We start from the raw sequence: 21,366 nt of genomic DNA on the forward strand, positions 1-21,366 counted from the left end.
TACCCTTTGGTAATAAAAAATTAATTTTGATGGGGCCGATTTATTATTCCAATATCTTGTTTTAAAGCTTTGCTAAAACGGAAAAGCTTTAACATTTTTTAACAAATTTAACGCGCGAGAAAAACATCCAACTTTAACCATTTTTTAATGTAAATACATCTATTTTTTTCCTGATCACACGACTAAATAAATTGTAATACAACAAAAAACAAGTTGGCAGAAATGAATAATTCAATACAATAATCAATGATCAGGAAACTAATCTTGAATTTTCCTTTGTAATTGGTACTTTTGTTTGACAAGATTGAGAACATGAAAATTTGGCAAAAAAATATTGATGTAGATTCCTTTGTGGAGACGTTCACTGTCGGACAAGACCGTGAGATGGATATGAACTTGGCAGCAGCCGATGTATTGGGCTCTTTAGCACATACCAAAATGTTAAACAGCATCGGGCTGATGACTGATCAAGACCTAAAAGAAGTACAACAAGAATTAAAAAATATCTACAAAGAAATTCTTGCCGGCAATTTTCAAATTGAAGAAAGTGTTGAGGATGTTCATTCTCAAGTAGAGATGATGTTGACGGAAAGGATAGGTGAGGCAGGGAAAAAAATACACTCCGGAAGATCTAGAAATGACCAAGTATTAGTCGATTTAAAACTTTATTTCCGTTCTGAAATTGAAAGCATATTTAAAAATACCGAAGAATTATTCAATGAATTGATTTCATTGAGCAACCAATATAAGAATGTGCTCATGCCAGGGTATACCCACCTGCAAATAGCTATGCCATCCTCGTTCGGTCTATGGTTTGGAGCTTATGCAGAAAGTTTGGTAGATGACCTTCAACTTTTAAAGGCTGCATGGAATGTATGTAATAAAAACCCATTAGGCTCTGCTGCCGGCTATGGTTCCTCTTTTCCATTGAACAGAACAATGACAACCCAATTATTAGGTTTTGAAGATCTGAACTACAATGTGGTATACGCTCAGATGGGTAGAGGGAAAACTGAAAGAATTCTAGCGCAAGCCATGAGTTCTATCTCTGCCACCCTCGCTAAATTTGCAATGGATGTGACGCTGTTCATAAATCAAAACTTTGGATTTATATCATTCCCGGCACACCTAACAACAGGCTCTTCAATCATGCCTCATAAAAAAAATCCAGATGTGTTTGAATTGATCCGCTCTAGATGTAATAAAATTCAAGCATTGCCTAACGAAATTGCGATGATGACAACCAATCTGCCGGTTGGATACCATAGAGATCTTCAGTTGTTGAAAGAGAATCTGTTCCCAGCCTTTCAATCCTTGAATGACTGCTTAGCAATTGCAAAATATATGCTTGAGAATATTAGCATTAAGGATAATATCCTTGATGATCCAAAATATGATTATTTGTTCTCGGTAGAAGTAGTTAATAATGAAGTGCTAAATGGTGTGCCATTCCGTGAAGCTTATCGCAAAATTGGAATCGACATCGAAGAAGGAAATTTCAAACCTGCCAAAGAAGTAAACCATACCCATGAAGGTAGCATCGGAAACCTTTGCAATGAACAAATCCAAAGGATGTTCAAAGAAGTCAAAGCAGATTTTGGATTTGAAAAAGTCGAAAAAGCTTTGGAAGATCTTGTAGGGTAGGGATTATATTAGACTAAAGATAATAGAAAGAGAGACTCTTGTATAGGTCGTGAGGAATTTAATCTCTTGTGCGCCCTGGCATCTAATTCCAGATTTAAAATCCGGAATTAGATGCCAGGGTTTTATTTTACTATTAAATTTACTTTATCGCATTTCAATAAAAATATTCAATCTAGCCAATAATTTTCTTATTAATGTCAATATCGAATTTCAATACATAATTATAACAATAGCTTAAAGATGGCTTAACATAGGACTGGTAAAATTGCGGAAATTTAAACAAACAATAATTAGTCTTATGCAACCTAAATCTACAAAGCTATTCTGGCTATTGTTCGCTGTTGCAATTACTCCAACTTTTGTTGAGGCTGGAATAAATCCTACCTCAACCAAGATTGAAAATGTAATTCAAAGTGAAATTAACGGTCGTGTCGTCGACCAAGATGGAAATCCAGTTATTGGAGCATCGGTTACAAATCTTTCGAATCAGAAAGTAACCCAAACAGATGAGTATGGGAATTTTTCCCTTCAGGGCTCCGTTGGGAATCAAATTCGAGTTTCATTTGTGGGATTTGAAACTTTAAATCAACAAGTTTCTAAGGAATCTGGAAATCTATTTCAATTGAAGGGTGCAGAAAATGCGCTTGAAGAAATTACGATATCAATTGGATACCAAAAAATCCGTAAATCGGATCTTACTGGAGCTATTGCTAGTGTTAAAGCAGACGAATTGAATTTGACTTCACCTAAGTTATCCCAAGCTTTGGTAGGGAAAGTCGCAGGGGTTCAAATATCTCAAACATCTGGAGCACCTTATGATGGTACAAAAATCCGAGTACGAGGTATTGGTTCTGTAAATGCTGGTTCTGACCCGCTATATGTAATAGATGGATACCCAGCTGGTAATAACCTTAACATCAATCCGAATGATATTGAATCAATAGATGTGCTAAAAGATGCTGCATCTGCTGCAATCTATGGTTCCAGAGCTGCTGGTGGAGTTGTATTGATTACGACCAAAAGAGGGAAACAAGGAAAGAATAACATTGATTATGAGTTCTTAGGTGGTTTTGGCCAGCTTTCAAAAAAAATTGACCTACTAAATGCCACTGAATTTATCGACTTGATTATTGATGGAAGAAATAATACCTACAAAGATCTTGTATTAGGAAAAGGCCAAACATGGTCTGATAACATGAGGTTTGATTCCAATGCACAAAGGGTATCCAAGGTTGGTAATGCAGGTTCAGTAACAATTCCTGAAGAATATTATGATTTTGCAACTGGAACAGCAAAAGCTCCGAAATATGATACGGATTGGCAAGATGAACTCTATAGAAATGCTCCTTTCCAAAGGCATAATGTTTCTGTATCCGGTGGAAATGAAAATAACAGATATTTTGTGAGCGGTTCATATCAAGACCAACAAGGAATTATGTTGGCAACTGGTCAAAAGGTATTTAATTTGAGAAGTAATATCGATTCTAAGGTTACTAATTGGTTGAATATTGGCGCAAATCTAGCATTTACATATAATGATAACAAGGAGGTTACTACAGGCCGATATGACCGAAGCCCTTCCATGGCTGCATTAATTTATTTGCCAACCCTTCCGGCATATAACGAAGATGGAACCTATGCAAAATATTTGATGGCTGAATTGGGAGCAAATAATTATGGTATTCAAAATCCGGAAAACCCGATGGCGTATGTGTCAGAAATCAAAAATAGTCGCAAGGGAAAACGTGGCCTGTATAATGCCTATGCTGATTTCAAGATTATCGAAGGTTTGAATTTTAAGTTAAATGGAGGATTGTCAACCTATGATGAGAAATATGATTATTATCGTCCAACAAGTATTTCCAATGGAAATTATACACCTTTCAGTGATCAAGCGAAAACTGCGGCCTATGCAGATGCTTTAACAAAAAGCTCAATCGATAAATTACTCGAAGCAACATTAAATTATAATAAGACCTTTAATGAAAAACACCATGTAATGGGCTTACTTGGTTATTCTGCTCAACAAACAGATTTGGATTATGTAGGTGTTCGAGCAAGAGGTTTCCAAAATGACGCTACCGGAGAAATTACAGATAAGGGTGCTGATCCTTCAAATTTTCAACTATTAACGGATAACACCTTCAAAAGAAGAACTACAATGATGTCTTTCTTCGGAAGGGTAAATTATAGTTACGATTCTAAGTACTTTCTATCAGCTACGTATCGTCGTGATGGATCATCAAGATTTGGGCCTGACAGTAAATGGGCAGATTTTCCATCTTTTTCTGCAGGATGGACATTGTCTAATGAGGACTTTTACGATGCTTGGTTAGGTGATGGTTCTACTATTAAATTGCGTGCTAGCTGGGGGCAAAGTGGAAATAATAATATTGGAGATTACCGAGCAATTACCGTTTATAATACTCCAGGAGGGGTAATCATTGGCGATAAGGTAGCCACTGCATTTTGGCCAGATGATTTAAGAGATCCTGGTTTAAGTTGGGAAACAACTTCACAAACCAATTTGGGTCTTGACTTTGGATTGTTGAGAGGTAGAGTGAATGTTATGACGAATTTCTATTTAAGTCAATCTTCAAATCTTTTGTTCAACCAACCTATAACAGCTGTATCAGGAACTACGAGTATCTTGACAAACCTGCCAAATTCAAAAGTTGAAAACAAAGGTTTTGACGTGCAGGTAGATGCCGAAATTATAAGAAAGCAAGATTTTAGGTTTGGTTTCAGTGGAAATATCAATGTAAACAGGAATAAAGTGTTGGATTTAGGGGGAGCATCAACCATTATGACCAATGGGGCCGAGCGCTCATATTTGACACACATTACACAAGAAGGAAGTCCTATTGGTATGTTTTATGGCTTTAAAGTAGCAGGAATTGCTACTGAGGAAAATTATAACAAGGTGGCACCTTCTTCAGCTTCATCGACCCCATTACAACCTGGAGATTTATATTTTGAAGATGTAGACGGAAATGGAATAGTAAATGATGAAGACAAACGCATTATAGGCAACCCACATCCTGATTTCACTTATGGTTTTGCATTTGATGCTAGTTATAAAAATTTTGACATCCGTACATCTTTTAATGGTTCACAAGGTAACCAAGTATTAGATGGCTATGATTATTACCTATACAATATGGAAGGTTCTGGAAATCAGTATGCGGATGTGGCACAAAGATACCGTTCGGCACAAAATCCCGGTAATGGAAAAGTATATAGAGCATCTCGTGGGGGAACACAGAGTAATAGTACCCGCTTATCGACATTCTATTTACAAGATGGTTCTTATTTGCGAATGACCAATGTTATCCTTGGCTACACTTTACCTCGAACTATTGCCGAGAAATGGACTTTGGCTGGAGTTAGGATATACGCAAGTGTTGATAACCCTTTTACCATTACAAAATACAAAGGTTATAATCCAGAACCAGATTATGACCAACGTGGAAATTTAACTCCAGGAGTTGATTATGGGCTTTATCCTTTGGTAAGATCATACAACTTAGGACTAAAAGTAACCTTCTAATTTAAGAATCGATGAAAAAGAGATATTTATTACCCATAGCATTATTGGCGTTCAGTTCATGTTCAAAGGACTTTTTGAACCAAGAGGATCCGAATGCCGTAACAATAGCAAATTACTATAAGACTGAAACAGATGTTTTGTTAGCGGTCAATGGATTATATCAAGGATTGCGTTCTGGAAGTACACTTGGAGAATCAAGTACCTTGTATAATGAAGAAAGGTCAGACAATTCTGGGAGAAATGATAACCAATCTTCAGCAGGTGAGCCATTTCAATTTAATGACTTTTCGATCTTACCAAGTAATACTTACCTAAAAACACATTGGACAGCAATGTACGATGCGATTGCTAGGTGTAATACCTTGCTAGCCCATGTTGACAAAGTGAAATTTAATGATGAAAATTTAAAGGAGCGCTATAAGGCAGAAGCAAAATTTGTTCGAGCTCTCTTATATTTTCACATGGTGAGAAAATTTGGAGATATTCCACTTTCAACAGTTGAGGTAACTTCCAAGGAACAGGCAAATGAATTAGCGTTCAGACAAAAAGAAGAAGTGGTTTATGCTCAGATCGTAAAAGATCTTACTGAAGCGCTGTCTTCAAACCTTCCCGATACTCAGCATGATTATGAAATAGGGAGAACTTCCAAAGCAGCAATTAATGCAATATTGGGGCAAGTTTATTTGACCATGGGGTCAACTATGCCAAATAACAAGCAAGCTAATTTCCAAAAAGCAGAACAGTTCTTAAATGCATCTTATGGTTTAAGAAAATTCGGAAAGCTAAATGAAATTCCTTATGCAGATGTGTTCGATGTCTCAAAAAAGAAAACAAATAAGGAATTAATTTTTCAAGTGGAGTATTTAGCTGGTGACCAAAATTACAGTTCAAGTATTGCAAGAAATTATCAAGCTAGAGGTGAAAATATCAACTCCTTGTTTAAATCTACAGGGTCTGGGGAAGTTGTAAAATTAGATTTAATAAAGGATTATGAAGAGAAGGATGTTCGAAAAGATTTTTCTGTAAAATTTGCTAAAGATGTACAGGTAAATGATTGGTTTGTGACGAAATTCAGAGATGTTAGTACTGCCGCAGGGACTACAGGATGGGGAGGAAATGATTGGATCTTGATTCGCTATGCTGACGTGATGCTGTTGTTAGCGGAAGCGAAAATGAATTTAGGCAAAAATTCTGAAGCTATCGAGTTAGTAAATGAAGTTAGAGCAAGAGCTGGACTTTCAACATATGAAATTGCACAGGAAGATCCATCTTATAAATCAAAATATCCAACCTTAAAAGATGCTATTTTGCATGAAAGGCGTGTAGAATTAGCATTTGAGAATCAAAGATGGTTTGATCTCGTAAGAAATTATAATGCTCAAGAATTGGTGACTTATTTCAAGAAAAAAAGTCAAGGAGATTACGGGAATGCTAAAATTTCCAATATTACCACAAAGGATAGATATTATCCTATTCCATTTGATGAGTATAAGTTAAATCCGGAGAAAATGTATCAAAATCCCGGTTATTAAACAACTCGACATATGAAAACTATTATAAATCGAATTATGGTCTTGGTTTTTGGAATCTGCTTTGTGCAGATTTCAAAAGCACAAGAAAACTTTCAACCTCAAAATGCACAAGATTGGGTCCTGTCAAAAAATTATTTTGCTAGTTATATTCTGTTTAAAGATACAGAATTAAGTAAAATTCTGTTTTCTGATGAGCGTGTTAAATCCATGCTTTCAGAAAGAAGAAAAAGATTTGATGATTCAAAAGATTGCAAAGATTTAGCGTGTATGCTTCAAGCATTTAAATGGGAGAATAATGAGATTGCAATCTTAAATAATGCAGTTGTAAAGGCATATGAATCCAATAACCATTTTAAATCTTTTGTAGAGAACAGGCTTATCCCCTCAAATCGTTATGGCTTAAATGGAAGTAAGGATCCAAAAGAATATGTTTCTAGAGCTATTCAACAGGACATGAAAAACGAAAATTATGTAATTGATGTTTATGCTGGAGGTAGAAAACCGAATTATCCGAGGATTGATTCAATTTCTTTTGATGTGTCAAATAAATCTTATCTGTTATTGTTAAAAGATGTTAGGCAAGATGTTTTAAAAGATACAAAAGATGATTATCAATCTAGCTTTATTACGATGTTAACAGCGGTTCGATTATTGGAAATCAACGAAAGAATGGATGCTGCTCAACTAGAACCTTTAATAGATGGTGAGAATAAAGCCGCATTAGAAGCAATTAAAAAAGCTGATTTTAATAAATATCCATACAGTCTTTTATTAGTTCTAGGTGCAGGGCCAAATGTGTATGACCAACCCATCAGCCCTGGAGGTATGCTGCGTGCTAGGATGGCAGCAAGAGCATATTTTGAGGGTCAAGCTCCATTTATTGTTTTGTCAGGTGGAAGAGTGCATCCATATAAGACACCATACATTGAAGCAATTGAAATGAAAAGGTATTTAATCCAAAATCTAATGGTGCCAGAATCAGCAATTATTCTAGATCCACATGCTAGGCATACAACAACCAATATGCGAAATACCGCAAGAATTATGTTGACATATGGATTCCCTAATGATAAATACGCAATCGTAACCAGTAGTGAAGCTCATATCAATGCAGTAGTTAATATGGCAGATCGATGTATTAAAGAACTGGGATATGTGCCTTATGAATTAGGAAAACGTGTAAATGATGTAGTTTTAGAATTTAAGCCAAACTTGGAATCTTTTATCATAGATGGTGATGAACCCCTAGATCCTTAATAGTGAGTGTATATATAATCCTATAATATAAGTTCATACAAAAAAATGGTTCAGGAACAACTCCTAAACCATTTTTTTTATGCTTTTCACCTCAGCTCCCCTCATTTACCATCATCTTTTCGAGTTATATTCACCCCCGCCCATTGATCGTCATCTTTTCGGATTAATCTATTCACCTCCGCTAGTGACCCTTGTCTTTTCGAGTTATATATTCACCCCGCCCATTGATCGTTATCTTTTCGAAATAATCTATTCACTTCTACTCCGCATGTGACAGTTGTCTTTTCGAGTTATATATTCACCCCCGCTAGTGATCAAATTTTCTTTCAATATCCTTTCTACTATAATTCTGTCTATTCTTTAATTCTGTCAATCCTGTTTTATTTATTAATTGTAAACTTATACCTCACTTCGCTTTCAAATACATCACCGGGATCGAGTCTTACGGAAGGGAATTCAAGTTGATTCGGGCTGTCGGGATAGTGTTGAGCTTCGAAGCAGAAGCCGCCATAGCGCAAGTATTTTCTTCCGGATTTCCCTTCGTCGTCACTTAAGAAATTGCCACTGTATAAATGAATGCAGGGTTCATTTGTAAAAACTTGAAGTTCAATTCCTGTTTCTTTTGAAAATGCTTTGGCGATTGGCTCGCTGATAGGTTGATTATTGATAAAGCTATGGTCATAACCACTAGCTACTTGAATTTGTTCTTCTTGGCTGTTGATGTCGGTGGCCAATAATTTTGGCTGTCGGAAATCAAAAGCGGTTCCTTCAACAGAAAACACCTCGCCTGTTGGAATTTGATTTTCGTCCAATGGAAGAAATTCCTCGGACCTTATTGTGATTTCATGGTTGAGTACATCACCATTACCTTCACCATTCAGGTTGAAATAAGCATGATTGGTTAGATTAAGAACCGTTGGAGCATCACTGATAGCCCTGAATCGAATAATGATTTCGTTGAAATTGGTCAATTCATAAGTGACGGTTGTTTTCAGCTCGCCCGGGAATCCTTCTTCTCCATCAGGAGAAACGTAATAAAAATTCACCAGCTTGTTGAAACTTACCTGTCTGTCCCAAACGCGTGTATGAAAACCCTCGATGCCACCATGAAGACTATTGGTGCCATTGTTTTGAGCCAATGTATATTCTTTCCCTTCCAGGGAAAATTTCCCCTTGGCAATTCTATTGCAATATCTTCCCGCTGTAGCACCATGATAAGGCTCTACGGCATTGAGATAGCCTTGGATACTGTCAAATCCTAAAATTACATCGATCAGGTCTCCGTTTTTGTCCGGCACTAAAGCGCTCACCAACCTAGCACCATAATCAGTCAAAGCGATTTGCATACCGGCTCGATTTGTCAAGGTAATGAGGTGTGTGTTTTTATTGTTCAGTTTGCCTTCAAAGTCTTTAGGAAGAGGAAGTTTATAAGTTGTCATTAGTTATACATTGCTTCTGATAAAGATAATAATAAAGGCCTTGGATACAAAGAACTATCCTTTTAATAATCGATGGGATTTTGTTAATTTGTTATAAATCAAACGTTATGTTCAAGATTTCCCTTTTGTTTCTAGTAGCCGGTATCCTTATTTTTGCCTTTGCAGTTTTTGTCCCTGCAAAAGATTCCTCCATAACCATAAACTTTTACGAAACATATTATGTGTTGTCCTCAATTTCCCTTTTCAAGTTCTTGGGCTTGCTAGGGTTAATTTTTGCAGGACTATATTATTTTACAGAGGATATGCTTTACTCAAAAACATGGAGCGTGATGCATTTGATTAGTTTTTTATGTTTAATCATCAATGTTTGGACCTGGGGATTTGTAGAAAGGGTTTACTTTGGAAATATTGAATCTAACTTGTCAAATAATAAACCTTCAACTACAGATCTGGATCGTTTTACACGAATACAGCAGTTTTATGTAGGTACTTTTATCATGATGATTATCATGCAATTCCTGTATGTTTTAAATTTAATTGTGGGTTTGGTCTACCGAAAAACAGGACAAGAGAATTAAGCTCCCGTTTTTAAAATGTATATTTGCCATTCAAAATTCGAGATTTTAAATGAATTGGAAACAACTGTTATCGGCAAAACGTTGGGGTTATGAAGATCGTGCAAATGGTGATCAATTTGATGCACGCTCTGAATTTCAGCGCGATTATGATCGTCTGATATTTTCATCTCCTTTTCGCCGACTTCAAAATAAAACTCAGGTATTTCCGCTGCCGGGTGCTGTATTTGTGCATAACAGACTTACTCATAGTTTAGAGGTTGCATCAGTAGGACGTTCTTTAGGAAGGCTATTCTACAATATGATAAAAAAGGAGAATCCAAATATAGATGAAGAGGTTCCTTTTTTGCAAGAGGTAGGGAATATCATTTCCGCAGCTTGTTTATCCCATGACTTGGGAAATCCCGCATTCGGACATTCCGGGGAGGCTGCGATTTCAACATTTTTTACCGAAGGAAAAGGTCAGAAATATCAGGAAATGGTGACCAAAGAACAATGGGAAGACCTAACTCATTTTGAAGGAAATGCTAATGCATTGCGGATTTTGACCCATGCCTTTAATGGTAAAGACTCTAAGGGATTTGCATTGACTTATACTAGTTTAGCAGCAATCGTTAAATATCCATGTGCAGCTATTGATGGGCATATCAAAGGGTCTCACCACAGAAAGAAATATGGGTTCTTCGATTCCGAGCTGAAAGCATTTGAAAAAATAGCAACTGAACTTGGCTTGGAGAAGGATCCTTCCAATCCAAAAGGATATTTAAGACATCCTTTAGTTTATTTAGTGGAGGCGGCCGATGATATTTGTTATAATATTATTGATCTTGAAGATGCTCATCATCTTAAGATTTTGTCTTATAAAGAGGTTGAAGAGTTGTTGTTGCCATTATGTGCTGGTGAAGATTTGAGAGAGAGATTGGATTCCTTGGGTGATACTGCAAGTAGAGTAGCGTTGTTGAGAGCTAAAGCCATCAATACCTTGATATGGGCATGTGCTAGAGTGTTTGTAGAAAACCAGGAAAAATTCCTTTCTGGAACATTTGAAAAACCACTGATGGATGCCCTGGATTCCGAAATTGTAGATCACATGAAGGTGATTTCAAAAATATCTGTAGCCCGAATTTATAATGCACCAACGGTAGTTCAAATTGAAATTGCAGGTTTCAAAGTCATGAACGCCCTGTTGGAAGAATTTGTGCCAGCATATTTGAAGTCAAACAAATCTATGTTTGACAAAAAGTTAGTCGCTATGATTCCTGAACAGTTCCATACCAACAATGATGATACCTATTCGAAGATCCGAGCAGTATTAGATTTCGTTTCAGGCATGACAGATGTGTATGCGGTGGAACTTTATCGAAAAATTCAAGGGATATCAATTGCATCATTGGAATAAGGAATCAACCAAAATTTTTTTTAAGTAAAAAGGGTTTCAGAATGAAATCCGATTTGGAAAGTATTGAATGAAAGTAGTAATAGCTGAGAAACCTTCAGTAGCGCGAGATTTGGCGAGAGTAATGGGAGCGAAAGAGGTGAAGGATGGATATATTTCAGGAAATGGGTATGCTTTCACCTATGCATTTGGGCATTTGGTGCAATTGTGTACTCCCCAAGCCTATGGCTATCATAATTGGGCCATTTCAAACTTACCTATTATACCCAAGCAGTTTGAGTTGGAGGTCAAGAAGGTTAAGCGTGATGGAAAACAGATTGATGATGCTGGTGCATTAAAACAGTTGAATACGATTAAAGCCTTGTTGGGGCAGGCAGAAGAAATTATCGTAGCAACGGATGCTGGACGTGAAGGTGAGCTTATCTTCAGGAATATATATTACTACCTAAACTCTAAAGTTCCATTTAAACGATTGTGGATTTCATCCCAAACGGATAAAGCCATAAAAGAAGGTTTTGCTAACCTTAAAGAAGGTGTTGAATACGACAGTCTGTATATGTCAGCAAGATCAAGGTCGGAGTCAGACTGGTTGATAGGAATAAATGCAACTCAGGCGCTAACATTGGCTGCTGGAAATCGAGGTTTATTGTCGTTGGGAAGAGTCCAAACACCAACATTGGCAATGATATGTTCTCGATATCTTGAAAATAAAGATTTCAAACCCCAAGCATTCTATAAGATTCAGGCAGGATTTGAAAAAGAAGGAATTCAATTCAAAGCCACTTCCAACAAAATCGACAAAAAAGATATTGCTGAAGAGACCATTGCCAGGATGCAAGTAGGAATGAATGCAACGGTGAAGAACGTAGAAGCGAAAGAAACAAAAGAACAACCTCCTCTTCTGTTCGATTTAACTTCTCTTCAGCAAGATGCCAATAAAAAATATGGCTATTCAGCTGATCAAACACTTAGCATTGCACAAACATTATACGAAAAGAAGGTCATAACCTATCCACGTACAGGATCACGTTATATTGGTGAGGATGTTTTTGAGAAAATAGAAGAGTTGTTTCAGCACCTTGCAAATACTGCTCAAGAGAGCATCGCTGTTATCAGTAAGAATTTAATAGGAGCTAAATTAAACAAACGTTCTGTAGATGATAAAAAGGTGACAGATCACCATGCTTTATTGGTGACGGATGAAAAACCGGGACCAATGCCGATGGATCAGCAGAACATATATAATATGATAGCAAAGCGTATGGTAGAGAGTTTTTCAGACGTTTGTTTGAAAGATATTACCACCGTTGTTATAGATGCTGCAGGAGTAGAATTAATTGCTAAAGGAACAGTAATCAGGCAATATGGATGGAGGCTTTCCGCAGATCAGGTTGAATTGCCTGATGAAGATAAGAACAATGATGACCAAGACAATGAAAATGCACAGTTGCCAAAACTTAGTGTCGAAGAAATCTTGGAAGTATTGACATTGGAGTTGGCAGAGAGATTTACAAAAGCCAGACCTATACATACCGAAGCTTCTTTATTGAAAGCTATGGAAACATCTGGTAAGGAAATAGAAGATGAAGAAATGCGCCAAGCTATGAAGGATTGTGGTTTGGGGACTCCAGCAACAAGGGCAGCGACCATTGAAACCCTCTTTCAAAGAGATTATATAAAAAGAGACAAAAAAAAGCTTATCCCTACTGAAAAAGGCTTGTCGGTATATTATTTGGTAAAGGACAGGTCCATCGCAAAAGTTACCTTAACTGGAAAATGGGAGCAAAAGCTGGAAGAAATGCGGGCAAATAAAGTAAGTTATGATGTGTTCATGAAACATATCAAAGACTATACGGAAAAGATTACTAAGGAACTCTTACAATTACGCATTGCTATTGCGCATGAAGAACTCAAACCTCTCCAAAAAGGAAAAATAAAATGCCCTAAGTGCAAGCAAGGGCAAATCCAGCTGTATGATAAAGTCGCACAATGTGACCATTATGCACGAGGATGTGACTTTAAAATCTGGCGGACATTAAATGGGGTATTCTTAGATGAAAAAGAAATGAAAAATCTCCTTGAAAAAGGAAAGACATCCGTCTTACAAGGAATAAGAAACCAAGAAGGCCAAACTGTAACAGCTCCTTTGGTTTTCGAAAACTTTAAAGTAAATGTGGGTTGATTTATTGTGTAAATAAGAAATTTGATGGATATTCTATTTAGGGTTAAAGGTATATCGAATAATATTTAAACTGCGAAAAATTGTAAAGCAATTTTTCGCAGTTTAAAGAGAGATTATTACTTTACTTTGAATTCCTCTCGAACAATATCAAGATATTTAGTTCCGTATCCATTTCCATAATCTTCTTGAGCAGGCTCTATTTGGGAATCTTTTACCCAATCATTAAAGGACTCAATCAATACCATTGGTGTTTCTCCTAAATTCATTTTTGCAACATTGCAACGCTCTCTGAAAGTTGCTTCATCTTTATATATTACTGGATTATTGTAATTCACTGTTGCTCCAGAATTTGTATAAGGATTGAAAGATGGAGAAGCAGAAGGGATAAAATCAATTCCAAAGTTTTGTTGCATATAATCCTTATTGAATTTAAAGTTTTCATTTATTAATTGGCTTAACATATAAGTTCGCTCCCACATTCCTCCACCCACATTACACATATTATCCATACTGACTGCGTCGACCATTCCATTCAGAAAAAAATAGGTGTACCGTGCAGAGGGAGACCATTGGGGTTGCTTAGCAATTATATAAACATCATCACCAGTATGCTCCTTTATTGCTGAACGAATATTATCATAAACTTTTTTACTTTCAGACGTATAAAGTTGCTGCGGGTTTGATAGAATTATTATAGGCCGACCATTTGTACGGTAATAAGTCTCATCTTTAAAATAATCTGAAATTCGCTTCAAAAAATTATATAATCGCTGTTCCCGGGTCAATTCCACACCACTTACTGTAATTTTGGGTGCATTTTCCAATAAAAGGTTATTATTTAGTCCTGAAGAAAAATTTCCAATATCTACTGCTATAACATATTTTAAGGTTCCCATGTTTACTGATCCTAAAGGATTTATATGCTCTCCTAATTGATTAGCTAATAAGGAATCATTTTTGTTGAGGTTGCCTGGGTATAATACGTTAGGGTTCTCTTTAATTGGAGGTGTAATTAAAAAATCAATTTTTGCTTGTTTAGCCCATTCCACGATCTTAGACATACTTTCAATACCTTCTTTTGTGTCTTCGAATTTATATTGTCCTAAAACTGGTTTAACATAAGGACCAATTTTTCCGTTTTCAGGATCATGGGGTTCAATAATACGTGGCCAATGGTTTTGATCTACAAATGCACTTGCAGTATTATATAAATAAGCACCAACTGGTATATCTGATGTTACAGGGATATTTTGAATTGTATAATTTAATGGGTGTTCATCGATAGTTGGAACATCTTCTTTTTTACAAGAAATGAAAAATACTAGACAGACTGCGGTAAATAATGTGTACTTTATATTAGTTTTCATAAATTTTAGTTCTATTGATTAAGATTAAGCTTTAGGGTAAAAATGTTGACCACAATTCCCGAAATTGGTATTTATAAGCCTTTACTAAGGCTTCTTTATCATTGGTCTCACCAGTAAGTTGTTTGGCATTTTTCACAACTTCATCGTAATCCTTTCCATATTTTTTAGCGAAATATTGAGCACTTGTTCTAATCCTCTTATTGCCTCCATATAATATGTCTGCATTTATCAGGTCTGGGTTCAATTTTGAGAAACCCAAAGAGGTGAATATATTGTCACCCCACCTGTCATTCCGAAAATGTGGACTCACTGTTTTTAAATTCTCTATGGCTTTGTAATAAGCTTCTTTATTCTTATTTTCTTCAGAAATAGGATAAATGAATCGCTCATTCCAATAATTATAGACTGGATTATACCCTTCAGCATCGCTTGACTGTCCATTGAGAAAGAAAGGAGGAAATCTAAGTGCTCGTGTCCTTCTTTCAAGATTCCATCCCTCCAGGCAATTAAAGAAATCTGCTATGTATCTTTGTTTATAAATCTGCTCTAAATGATTTTCATTGCCACCTTTTCCATTAATATTAGCTTTATAAAGTAATCTTCTATCAGAATAACCCATTCCATCAGTATTCCACTTTATTCCATTTTGTTCCATGTATTCGCTGAGTTCCGAGGAATGACCATATTGTTCAAAAGATGCTTTAATACCTTCTTCATAATAGCTTTGAGCTCCCGGTAATCCAAAAAGCACTGCAGCTTCTGCTTTTAAGAAACAAGCATCCGCCCAGCTAAGTAATACGATGGAAGCATCTTCTTTTAAGAAATCATCATGAATATAGGAGCTGTTATATGGACTTGATCTATTTAATGGATCATTATATCGGATTCCTTGACCTTCTCTTCCAGGAACAAATTCCCATTCCCAACCAGCAGCTAAACCAATTCCTTCTTGCGGCATTGGAACATAGGGCATCGTGTAATTCACTAAAATAGAATCTAAGCGTTGTTCATTTAGTCCATCCAGCTGATGAGTTTCATGATCTGGGCAATAATGCTCCTGATCATTGATGTCATTTCCGCAGAATGCAGCATGTCTTCTAACCAGGGTGTCAGTGAATAAGAATGGTGGAGTATTATTTGGAGTTTTTGCTACACCATTCATTATTAATTCGTTAGATTTCTGAGCGTAACTTGCCAATCTAGGATCTTTGTAAGAGAATAAATAAAGAGCAAAATATTCATTTAATCCAGGGTAACCTCCGTCAAAACTAGTCTGACCCTTTATAAATCTTTTGAAATAATATGAGGAACTTAGATCAACATCTTTTCCCCATTGAATTTTGGCCATTTCTGTTATAGAAGAGATTAATTTTGACTCATCTTTCATGACATCAATGGCATGAGCTTTAGACAATTCCATTGAAATGTTTTGAGAGTGCATTGCAATATTTAGGCGTAGAGTATTCGTGAATTTCTGCCATTTGCTTAAGTCAGATCGACCGCCTCCCCCTGAACCGAAAACAGGATCAGTTTCCATGTAATCGCCTAACGCAGGATTTGATGTATTGTATAAATTGCCAGCTTCTTTTAATTGGTCAAGCATGAGTGTATACATTTCTTCTTCGGTATCATATTTATATTCTCTAATACCTACAGTTCCATCTGTTATAGCTTCACTCATGGGTACACCCCCATACATTGATGCCATAATATAATACATGTATACTTTCCAGGTCTTTACAATGGCTAGCCTGTTTTCAAACCCTTCTCGATCACTATATTCAGCTTCGAGTCTATCCAAATCTCTAATAATTCCAATATAAAATTTGTTGAAGTAGTTATCCCCCATATCCTGTGCTGGTGAAGCATGGAATTGCAATACACCATATCTTGAGAATGTTAGAAGTCTTCCTTGAATATTTAATTCTCCAATTAAATCCATAGTTCGATAAAGAGTTCCAGGGAAAACAGTGTTGAGGTCTACCTCATAATACTTTGTTTCATTTGTGTTTAACTTTTCAAAATTCTTTGTACATGAGAGAAAGAAAAGAAAAGACGTAATAGCTAAAATGAAATAATATTTCTTTTTCATAATTTTTGGTTTTTAAAATGAAAATTTGAAATCAACTCCATAAGTTGCCATTGGCAAACTAAATCCTCGCTCAAATCCTTGAGCATTTCCTGAAGTAGATGTTGCCTGAGGATCTAAACCTTTAGGCGTATTTTGAAATAGGATGGCTATATTTCTACCAACTGCTGAAATTTTAGCATTTCTAAATGGAGTTTTTGTCAACCAATCATTTGGCAAATTAAACCCCAAAGAAACCTCTCTAATTTTTATATATGAGGCATCATAGATGTATCTTGCTGCGCTGGACTGGTTGTTGTGCGTCCAATGATCCATAGGCGAAACCCAAGCTATTGATTCCTTTCCTGCCCAATATTCACCAACTAAGGATGGGTCGTAAACGGAGTTCCCTAAATGAACTCCCTTTGGTCTTTCCCAGTCAGGATAAAGTACAGAGTTTTCATTGTAATTTGCTCCAGGCATAACTGTATGACCTGGCTGCAAAAACCCTTTTCGTTCTTCCCCATTTTCCCCAAGGATAAGATCAGCCAAAATATGCTCCCAACGACCTTCTAAAGATTGAATTGTATTTCCATCAATTCCTCCTCTAAAGGCTGTATGAGACCAAACTCTTCCACCTTTTTGGAAATCTATCATGGTACCAAGTTCAAATTTTCCGATTTTTAAATTGTTGATCCATCCACCGAACCAGTCTGGTAATACAGTGCCTAAGTATTTGTCAGGATCCATTGATGGCTTACCATCAGTTGCTACATATATTTCTCCTTCTGGCCCTCTGCGATAGTCATTTCCATAGAATACACCATAAGGTTTGCCCACCTCTGCATAAAGTTTAATATTGTCACCACTCCCCATTTCATATCGATTTACACCATCCAATAATGAAACAACTCTGGAGTTATTCTTAGACCAATTGAAGGTTGAGGTCCATGTAACTAGGTTTGATTTAACAGGAGTTATAGACAAGCTGACTTCGGTACCCCAGTTTTTGATCTCTCCAGCATTTAGTATTTCTCTTCTATATCCACTTGCCAAAAGTGCATCCGCTTCCACAATTTGGTCAGTTGTGCGCTTGTTATAATATGTGAAATCTGCAATAATACGGTTATCCCACAACCTAAACTCTGTCCCTAACTCCCAAGATTGGGTTTTTTCAGGCTTCAAACCGCCATTTTTCAAAACGTCTTCACCCACGAAATAAGGTAGTCCCAGAAATGATCCATTTTCAGGCCGATAGTAACCAGTTCTAAGACGGTCAAAACCAGTGTCATTTCCCACTTGAGCAAAAGACCCTCTCAATTTCCAAAAACCTAGTGTCCTTCCCTTTAATGACTCGAACATATCAGAAATGACCAAGCTAGAACCAATAGAATAGTAGAAATATGAATTATTGTTAACAGGTAGTGTACTTGACCATTCATTTCTAGCTGTTAATTCCAAGAATGCATAATCTTTATATCCCCAACTTGTCATTCCATAAATTGCTTGTTTCTCTTTTCTTTCGGGAAACTCTAAGGACGAAACAGGTATTCTTGAATTTGTTAGTGTTTTTTGGTCTTTGTACATCAGCATGTTAACCTTTGAGGTCATTCTGTCTCCATCAATATGCTGTAAAGAGGCACCCAAATTAGCATTTACACTGATGTCATTTTGAATCTTGGAAGAATAGGAAAGAAGGCCTTCAAAATTATTGTTTACTGCCATTCGTTTCCATTTAAAATAAGACCCATCAATTTGAAACGGACTGTATAAATTGGTGAAATCCCAACCGTCAGATTGTTGAACATCTGTTGCTCCCCTAATCCGCATATTGAATTTTTTACTCAATCTCAAATTCATGGTTAAATTTCCCGCAAAAAGATTTTTACTATCCGCATTTGAAGTCTCATTTAATAACCAATAAGGGTTTGAGAATCCCCTAAAATTAAATGGTTTTCCATCTTCTTGTTTCCAAGGGACTAACTCAGATTGTGAAGCGTCACGTGGTAAATTTGTAATAACGTAAATAGGGTTCCGATTTGAAGCACTTCGAAATCCTCGGTTTGTGACATCCTCTAAAGTATATCTCAAATTGGCATCAATATTTAGCCAATTGGTCAATTTAGTGTTGTTGTTGAGGTTAAAGTTATGTCGTTTATAAATGTTGAACTTTTCAAGAATATCATCTGAATCGGTAAAGGTATAAGAGAAGCGTAGTGCGAGTTGATCAGTTAACTTATCAACTGATAAGCTATTTGTCATAGCATTCGATGTTTGGTACATTTCTTCAATTGTTCCTGGTTGAGGAACATAAGATTTGATTTGCCCATTCCTTCCCACTACATCAAATCCTAACATCGGAAGCCCCCAAGACCGTTGGTCCTGATTTCCCATATTAGGGTTCCAAATTCCATATGGCAATTCAGGATCGAAACTCAGGCCATTCCCTGAATTCCCAAAGTAATTCATCCCTTCCCTTTTAAACCGATTGGATTGCCCAGCTCCATATATATTCTGATATGTGGGATAGTTGTACAAATGACCAATCATATTATTAAAACCATAAGTAATACCTAGCCCTTGTTTTTGCCTAGCCTTCCTTGTGGTAATTAAAACAACTCCATTAGCAGCATCAGAACCATACAATGCAGATGCATTAGCTCCTTTCAAAATTTCAATATTTTCGATCTCATCTGGATTAATACTGTTGACAGGGTTGCCAAAATCTAAATCTCCGTTTTCTCCAGAACCGTTCATTACAGGAACGCCATCAATAACATACAATGGCTGATTATTGCCTGTTAAGCTATTGTTTCCTCGAATAACGACTCTTGTTGAAGCTAATGGGCCGCCACCAGATACAACCTGCATTCCAGCAGCCTTTCCTGAAAGCATTTCCATGAGATTACTCCCTCTTGCTTCAGTCATGGATTCGACATCTACGGATTGTTGAGCGTAAGAAAGGGATTTTGATTGACGAGTTATTCCCAATGCAGTAACGACGACTTCATCCATTTCGGTGGTGGACTCCTCAAGTAAGATTTCCAACTCAGATCGATTATTAACTGGAATGTTCTGACTTCCATATCCTAAGAAGCTTATTTTTAAAATGCCATTCCCTGGAGACTCAATCGTAAATCTTCCTTGTTGATCAGTAACTGTTGTTGCTGAATTAGAACCTAACAATGATACCCCGGCTCCGATTATTGGCTTTTTAGTATTTTTGTCAATAACCAAGCCCTCCACTTTAATTCGATTAGAATTTCCCTGACCGATGACATGGGAGGGTTGCAGAAAAACGATGAGTAAAATAAAAATCCAAATACCTAGAGATGAATTTTTAAGAGAAATAATGGTTTTGGTTAAAATCTCCATAAAATATAGTTTATAATTGGTGTTATTAAATCAAATAAAACCCAAAGAGTCGAAGTTGACGGTTTGAGATTTTAAAGGACTTGGTATTTAGGTATTATAATTTAAACTTATTATTAAGACTTAAAGTGCTTAAAATTGGTTGCTAATATTGATTTGAATTAAAAGTAATTTACTGCCATTAACAGAACATTAATAAAACATTAACGAGACAATTAATTTCAATTTATTTTAAAGAAATTTGAAAATTAAATTCATTTCAATAAAAATTTCTAAATCATTTTCCCTGATTTCATTAACTTAGATAGATGGACACAATCTATGTTTTTTCAGGTTTAGGAGCTGATCGCCGCGTATTTGAAAAGTTGGACCTTTCGGGTTTGCAAGTTATTTACATTGATTGGTTGAAGCCTAGACCTTCCGAAGCATTTGAAAGTTATGTGTTCCGTCTTGCTGACCATTATCAGATTCCCAAGCAAGGGGCCTTAGTGATGGGAGTATCATTCGGAGGAATGTGCATCGCAGAGCTGGCAAAATATTACGATTTTAAAAAAACAATCCTAATTTCATCTGCAAAAACAAAAGATGAATTACCCAAAGTACTTGGGGTATCAAAATTACTTTCATTACATAAATTATTGCCTGAGGGAGCAAATTCCAAAACAGCAGCAAAAGTTTTGCACTGGCTTTTCGGTGCTAAAACTGAAGAGGAAAAGAGAATGTTGGACGCTATTCTTAAAGACAGTGATCCTGATTTTCAAAAATGGGCCGTCGATAAAATTGTTAACTGGGAAAATTCGGCAGTGCCAGTAAACTGCTTACATATTCACGGAGATAAAGACAGGCTTATTCCCATACAATATGTGGATTACACCATCAGAATTAAAGGCGGTGGCCATATGATGGTATGGAATAAGGCAGCAGAATTATCTTATCCAATTCGGAATTTCTTGTTTTAATTGCAGAAAACAATCAAAGTCATGT

The 21,366-nt window shown here is 36.4% G+C and carries 12 protein-coding genes; 8 read left to right on the forward strand and 4 right to left on the reverse strand.

The window, feature by feature from the left end; translation table 11 throughout:
• The first annotated feature begins 312 nt into the window (after positions 1-312).
• The 4 genes from argH to CRT24_RS14530 all read left to right on the forward strand — a co-directional run bounded on the left by argH (position 313) and on the right by CRT24_RS14530 (position 7,983).
• Positions 313-1,644 carry an argininosuccinate lyase gene (gene argH, locus CRT24_RS14515; RefSeq protein ID WP_099371936.1) on the forward strand — a complete coding sequence of 444 codons (1,332 nt, stop codon included), beginning with the start codon at positions 313-315 and terminating at the stop codon, positions 1,642-1,644.
• Between the two features lie 298 nt (positions 1,645-1,942).
• On the forward strand, positions 1,943-5,194 hold the full coding sequence (locus CRT24_RS14520) for a TonB-dependent receptor (RefSeq protein WP_099371937.1): 3,252 nt from the start codon (positions 1,943-1,945) through the stop codon (positions 5,192-5,194).
• A gap of 11 nt (positions 5,195-5,205) precedes the next feature.
• Positions 5,206-6,726, forward strand: a complete 1,521-nt coding sequence (locus CRT24_RS14525) for a RagB/SusD family nutrient uptake outer membrane protein (protein ID WP_099371938.1) — start codon at positions 5,206-5,208, stop codon at positions 6,724-6,726.
• Positions 6,727-6,738: 12 nt separating this feature from the next.
• Complete coding sequence (locus CRT24_RS14530) at positions 6,739-7,983, forward strand: YdcF family protein (protein WP_099371939.1); 1,245 nt, start codon at positions 6,739-6,741, stop codon at positions 7,981-7,983.
• A gap of 380 nt (positions 7,984-8,363) precedes the next feature.
• Here the strand turns inward: CRT24_RS14530 and CRT24_RS14535 are convergent, their stop codons facing one another.
• Complete coding sequence (locus CRT24_RS14535) at positions 8,364-9,422, reverse strand: aldose epimerase family protein (protein WP_099371940.1); 1,059 nt, start codon at positions 9,420-9,422, stop codon at positions 8,364-8,366.
• A gap of 107 nt (positions 9,423-9,529) precedes the next feature.
• Between CRT24_RS14535 and CRT24_RS14540 the strand changes: the two genes are divergently transcribed.
• The 3 genes from CRT24_RS14540 to CRT24_RS14550 all read left to right on the forward strand — a co-directional run bounded on the left by CRT24_RS14540 (position 9,530) and on the right by CRT24_RS14550 (position 13,575).
• A complete protein-coding gene (locus CRT24_RS14540) occupies positions 9,530-10,000 on the forward strand; it encodes a hypothetical protein (RefSeq protein WP_099371941.1) in 471 nt (156 codons plus the stop codon).
• A gap of 49 nt (positions 10,001-10,049) precedes the next feature.
• Positions 10,050-11,396, forward strand: coding sequence for a deoxyguanosinetriphosphate triphosphohydrolase (locus CRT24_RS14545; RefSeq protein WP_099371942.1), 1,347 nt, complete (start codon positions 10,050-10,052; stop codon positions 11,394-11,396).
• Positions 11,397-11,463: 67 nt separating this feature from the next.
• Positions 11,464-13,575, forward strand: a complete 2,112-nt coding sequence (locus CRT24_RS14550) for a type IA DNA topoisomerase (protein WP_099371943.1) — start codon at positions 11,464-11,466, stop codon at positions 13,573-13,575.
• Between the two features lie 116 nt (positions 13,576-13,691).
• Here the strand turns inward: CRT24_RS14550 and CRT24_RS14555 are convergent, their stop codons facing one another.
• From CRT24_RS14555 to CRT24_RS14565, 3 genes are read right to left on the reverse strand one after another with little or no spacing between them, the layout of a single operon-like run.
• Positions 13,692-14,942: a glycoside hydrolase family 99-like domain-containing protein gene (locus CRT24_RS14555; protein ID WP_099371944.1), complete on the reverse strand. Its 1,251-nt coding sequence runs from the start codon at positions 14,940-14,942 to the stop codon at positions 13,692-13,694.
• A gap of 31 nt (positions 14,943-14,973) precedes the next feature.
• Positions 14,974-17,034: a SusD/RagB family nutrient-binding outer membrane lipoprotein gene (locus tag CRT24_RS14560; protein WP_099371945.1), complete on the reverse strand. Its 2,061-nt coding sequence runs from the start codon at positions 17,032-17,034 to the stop codon at positions 14,974-14,976.
• Positions 17,035-17,046: 12 nt separating this feature from the next.
• Entirely contained in the window at positions 17,047-20,385 is a 3,339-nt protein-coding gene (locus tag CRT24_RS14565; RefSeq protein ID WP_099371946.1) for a SusC/RagA family TonB-linked outer membrane protein, read from the reverse strand.
• Positions 20,386-20,690: 305 nt separating this feature from the next.
• Here CRT24_RS14565 and CRT24_RS14570 point away from each other — a divergent pair, with 305 nt between their 5' ends.
• On the forward strand, positions 20,691-21,341 hold the full coding sequence (locus tag CRT24_RS14570; RefSeq protein ID WP_099371947.1) for an alpha/beta fold hydrolase: 651 nt from the start codon (positions 20,691-20,693) through the stop codon (positions 21,339-21,341).
• Positions 21,342-21,366 lie beyond the last annotated feature (25 nt).

Origin of the sequence: Sphingobacterium sp. 1.A.5, from assembly GCF_002734235.1 — a bacterium.
In the GTDB taxonomy this organism is placed as follows: domain Bacteria; phylum Bacteroidota; class Bacteroidia; order Sphingobacteriales; family Sphingobacteriaceae; genus Sphingobacterium; species Sphingobacterium daejeonense.